This window comes from Serratia sp. A07 (assembly GCF_058725505.1).
In genome coordinates, this window is sequence record NZ_JBZXDO010000082.1 from 1 (window position 1) to 4844 (window position 4844).

Annotated in this window: 3 protein-coding genes; all 3 read right to left on the reverse strand. The window is 56.8% G+C overall.

Annotated elements, in window-relative coordinates; translation table 11 throughout:
* The coding region (locus tag AC4PR2_RS27375; protein ID WP_492175833.1) for a TIGR03757 family integrating conjugative element protein at positions 1-392 on the reverse strand (392 nt) is incomplete at its 3' end.
* Between the two features lie 310 nt (positions 393-702).
* On the reverse strand, positions 703-1035 hold the full coding sequence (locus AC4PR2_RS27380) for a hypothetical protein (protein ID WP_492175834.1): 333 nt from the start codon (positions 1033-1035) through the stop codon (positions 703-705).
* Positions 1032-4844: hemagglutinin repeat-containing protein (locus AC4PR2_RS27385; protein WP_492175835.1), on the reverse strand; the 3813-nt coding region annotated here is incomplete at its 5' end. The genes AC4PR2_RS27385 and AC4PR2_RS27380, both read right to left, overlap by 4 nt.

The following is a 4844-nucleotide window of genomic DNA, read 5'->3' on the forward strand; positions in this document are numbered from 1 at the left end:
AGTGACTTCGCGCGCAACGCGGTGGCCCGGGCGATATCAGCGGTGCCATACACCACATCCCGATCGTCAAACACGACAGCGGGGACTTTTTTGACGCCCAGTTCCCAGGCGCGCACCACCGCGCGGTAAACCGTGGCCAGCTCCTTTTCATGCGCCTGCCATCGTGGTGACTGCAGTACGGCTTGCGCCTGGCGCTGTGCTTCATCCGGGTTCGACGACAGTGCGCCAAACAGCTGCGTCTGCAACTGCTCCGGACCGTCAAGATAAATCACGGTCACGGAGGCATCATTATTCGTCGGGGGATGGTGGGAATCGGTATACAGTACCGTGCCGGCAAGCACCGATGCCGGCATCAGCAGAGGAAACAACGTCAGCAACGTGCTGATTTTCATGGCGTGCACTCCTGCGTGGTTAGAATCCACACAGGGTGCTACGACATGGTCAGAAAGGCAGCAAAGAAGTCTTTATTGATTTCTAAAAATTTTTCTTCCCCTACAGGGTAAGTCCGTAGTGGCGCGCCGATACTTGCCTCTTGATATCCCAGTTGATTATCGCAGAGGACTAGCCCATCGTATCTGGGATTAGCGTTGCGAAAATGTGAGAAATCACCGCTACATTCTCTTCACCCGATTGCGGCAGCAATCTCAGGGTTTCAAAACATACATAAAAACAATGAGCTGGGTCAACAGGCCGGGAGTTTTGCTAGTCATCGTATTGGAAGCTTATACTTATTTTTTCTTCTGGTATATCAACGGTTATTTCACATTTAGACCAGATAGTTTTCCCATTTGTTAAGTTGTTTTCTACAAAAAATTGCTTATAAGCAACCAAAGCATCCGTTAAATCTGCGACAGCCCTACCATCAGGATCAAACCAGTCCAGATCACCATTCTCATCAAGGTAGTCAAACTCATATGTGCCACCATCGTCATCAGAGAAAACCTTGGCCCTTACGATTATCTTTTGAGCATTAAGAGGACCACAATCAAATAATATTTGGCCTATTTTTTGCTCAAGATCAGTATGTTGCATCATTTCCCTCCCGGAGAGTTTTTGAAGTCAACATTCACAGGTCTGCCGCCATCAATTGAGTATTTTACGATTACCCTATCAGGTCTAGTATTATTACCTGAATATAAAGGTTGGATATTAACATCAACTTTTTTACCATCCTTCAAAGCTCTAGTCCACGTATTCTCCATCTGTTTCCACGCACCTTTGTTAAGATTGCCATCCATCGGAACCAGATTTAACTTTTCACCAGGGCCATGAAAGATGCTGGCGATTAAATGACCACCCTCGTCACCGAGATTGCCACATTTACCTGCTTTGCATTGCTGATAACCATTTCTATCATTTTTAGATAGGCTTAGTGATGCACTAACATTAGTGGTTCTGGTTAACTCATCTGTATGATAAGTCTTATTCCCATCGACCTTATAAACAGTGTTCGGTTCCGGCTTATTCATCGCCTTGTTCCAAGCTCCTTTCTTACCTGAGTCCACAACAACAATGTTTTTACCTGATGTACCCGCCCCCGGCTTTCCGCCTTTACCCATCCCGCCGGTCACGGCACCCAGCACCGCCATTGCCAAGATTTCAGACTGTTGTTTGTCCATGCCATACCGGCTTTCCAACTGGCTCGCAAACTCGGTGCTGGTAACGACACCTTCCGCTTCCATCTGCTGCGCCCAGAATGAAGATATGTCATTCTTCATTTCTGCCGGAACATCTGCATCAAACAGGCTATCAAGCGCCTTGCGAACCAGTATTCCATTTGCCGGGATATCACCGTATTTCTCTTTGCAGGCTGCAGGATTGGTGGAACAGACCGCAATCATTTCTTTCTGCTGATTGAGACTCAGATCCTCCATTTCTTTCACGATCTGACCACAGTCACCACGGGCCTCACAGCCTTTGGCTTTTTCCGCAAAACTTTCTATTTGCGGAACACTTAGCGCATTATTCTCCACCGCATTCTTGCCAGCCTGACCTCCGGTGACGACTCCCGCTGTATCATCCGTAGCCAGCCCCCCCGCAAGCCCCGCCGCCAGCTGACTCAGCGCGCTCACCTGCTGCTTCTCACTTTCGCTCAGCTGCTCCGCCGTCTTGCCCGGGAACAGCTGGCCGGCAATGTAGCGCGCCGCCAGTTCTCCTCCGCCGGCACCCAGTCCGCCGGCCAGCGCCGACTGGTTGTTCAGCTGCGCGGTCACTGCGCCCAGCACCGCGTGCGCCATCGCGTTGGCGGCAACGTCTGCTTCACCGGTCAGCGGATTGGTGGTCAGTTTCTTGATTTCCGTCGCCAGGTACGGCGAGGCGCCACTCGCCAACGCCCCGGCCAGATTATTGCCCGCCAGCGCCGTCAGCGCCCCCGTCACCGCCTGCGCCGCCTTCTGCAGGTCGCTGCCGGTGCCGTATTGCTGCATGGCATTATCATACGCCTGCTTCATCACCGCCGCATCGCTGACAGGTTTGCCTTTCGCTTCCCTTTCCAGCTGCTCCCGGGCCTGTGACAGCGCGGCCGGGTCTGTCTGCGCCTTCAGCCCGGCGATTTCGCCATGCGTGCGGATGACGTCCATCGCCTGACCGCCAATCTCCCCAATCAACTGCGCCTGTTTGAGCCGGTTCTGCTCTTTCTCCTTGTTGAATATCGGGCTGATGCTGCCGGCATTGGCGTTATCCGTATCCCGGTTCAGCTGTGCCACATCCTGTTGCTGTTTGTCTTTGTCGCGGATGAGCAGCGTACCCTCACTGACGCCGGCTTTTGTCGTGCCTTCGGCATGCCCGCTGTTGTTGGCGCCCGACAGCATGCCACCGGCCATGTTGGTCAGCAGGTCCTTGCCCACCGGTCCGCCGGTGCTGAGTGACCCGCCGCTGTGTGTCGCGCTGTAGTCCGCCTGGTTATGGATATCCGTCCAGCCCAGGGTACCGGTATCGAGCCGGTTCTTCTCTTTGTCGGCCGTGCTGGCAATCACAGCGCCGTCGAGCTGGGTGTGTTCTTTGACCGTGACATCATACCCGCCTTTACCGGCAAACAGCCCAGTCTGTTCCTTGACGCTGTCAAAATTACTTTTGAGCTTGTCCTGGGTCGCGCTGATATAGCCCGAGCCGGTCATCGAGCCGACGGTAAAGCTGCCGCCCGCGCTGGCGCTTTGCTGTCTGGCGTCATAGCGGTCGCTGTCCTGTTCGCTTTCAAGCCGAAGGTCACGGCCCACGTCGACGGTAACCTTTTCGCCGCTGGCCTGCGCGCCGGTAAGCGTGGTGTCGCGGCCGCTGGTCACCTTGAGATGACTGCCCGCATCCAGGGTGGTTTCGGTATGGGTCAGGCCGTTGCCGTTCTCATGCCCCTTGCCGGCATTGACGCCGGCCGAGACGCTGATGCCATAGCCGCCCGAGCCTGCGCCAATGCCGACGCCCACGTTGCCGCCTTTGCTGCTGTTCTTGCCGACGGTGCTTTCGCTGTTCTGGGCCGACTGCAGGGTAATGTCCCGCGCCGCATCGAGCGACAGGTCTTTGCCCGCCTTCAGCTGGCTACCGGTGATGGTGATATCGCCACTTTGCGCATTATGGTTCTTGCCGGTCGCCGTTATCGACAGGTTTTGCCCGGCGGTAAGCGTGCTGCCCTGCGACTGGCGGCTGTCGGTGCGGGTTTCGCTTTTCGACGACTGACTGCCGTAGGAGGCGCTGATTCCCACCGTATTGGTGGCACCCTGCGCCGCACCTTTGTCTCCCGGCTGTAAACCAGCAGCGGCGTTTTTCGCCTCCGCCGAGGCGGTCAGCGCATTATCCCGCTCCCAGGCCTGTGCGGCCTGCACGCCGGACAGTGCCGCTTTGGTATTTTGCAGCGCGTTCAGGCGTCCGTCGCCTTCCTTTCTCGCCTGTTGCGCCGAGCTGACGGCGGTGTTGAGTGCACTGCCCACGGTGCCCGACAACGCCACGCTCAGGCCGCTCTGTTTCTGCTCGAAGGTTTCTTTGCGCGTGCGCGCATCAACGCCGGGGTCGATAACCACGCTGTCGCCGGTGAGACTGAGGTCTTTACCCGCCACCAGGTCGGCGCCGCCAATGTGCAGTTGGTTGCCTGCGGTGATGTTGACACTGCCCTGGCTACTGCCGACGGTACTGACGCTCTGGCTCTGGGTCCGGCCTTTTTCGTCGATTTCGTGTTTGCTCGACTGTTTGCCAATGGTGAACCCGATGCCACCGCTGCCCAGCAGGCCGCTCTTTTTCTTCTCTTCCAGCCGGTAGTGCGTGTCGGTCTCGGTGGCCGCACCGATATCGACGTTATTTCCGGCCTGCAGGTTCACATCCCGGTCGGCGGCAATGGCCGAGCCGCTGACCGTCAGGTCGTTGCCGGCGTTGACGCTGACGTGCTCCCCGCTCAGCAGGCTGCCTTTCTCTCGGGTGGTGGCATCGTTGGCGATACTGTGGCTGCTGCTTTTTTTCAGAAAGCCTTTTTTCTGTGACCGCTCTTCACTGAAGGTCGACTCGCGTTCGGTGGCGGTATTGAGGGTGACATCCTGCTTCGCCTGCAGGGCAACGGCACCCTGTTCGCTGTGCAGGGCGCTGGCCGTGGCGGTGATGCTACCGTCCTGCGCCACCACCGTGACACCATCACGCCCGCTAAGGGTGCTGCCCACCACGTTTTCCCGCAGGACTTCTTCGGCGCGCTCACCCTTGGTTTTCCTGCCGCGGCTCTCCTCATTGGAGACGCGATGTTCGCTGTCGGTGGTGTGGTTAAGGACCACATCCTTTTTCGCCTGCAGGGCAATGGCACCCTGGTCACTGTGCAGGGTGCTGCCGGTGACCGTGACATCCCCCTCACGCCCGATAACCGTGACGCCCTG

Bases quoted from the DNA above. Each gene is read 5' to 3' on its own strand.
- AC4PR2_RS27380 (WP_492175834.1), bottom strand. From the start codon at position 1,035: ATGATGCAACATACTGATCTTGAGCAAAAAATAGGCCAAATATTATTT.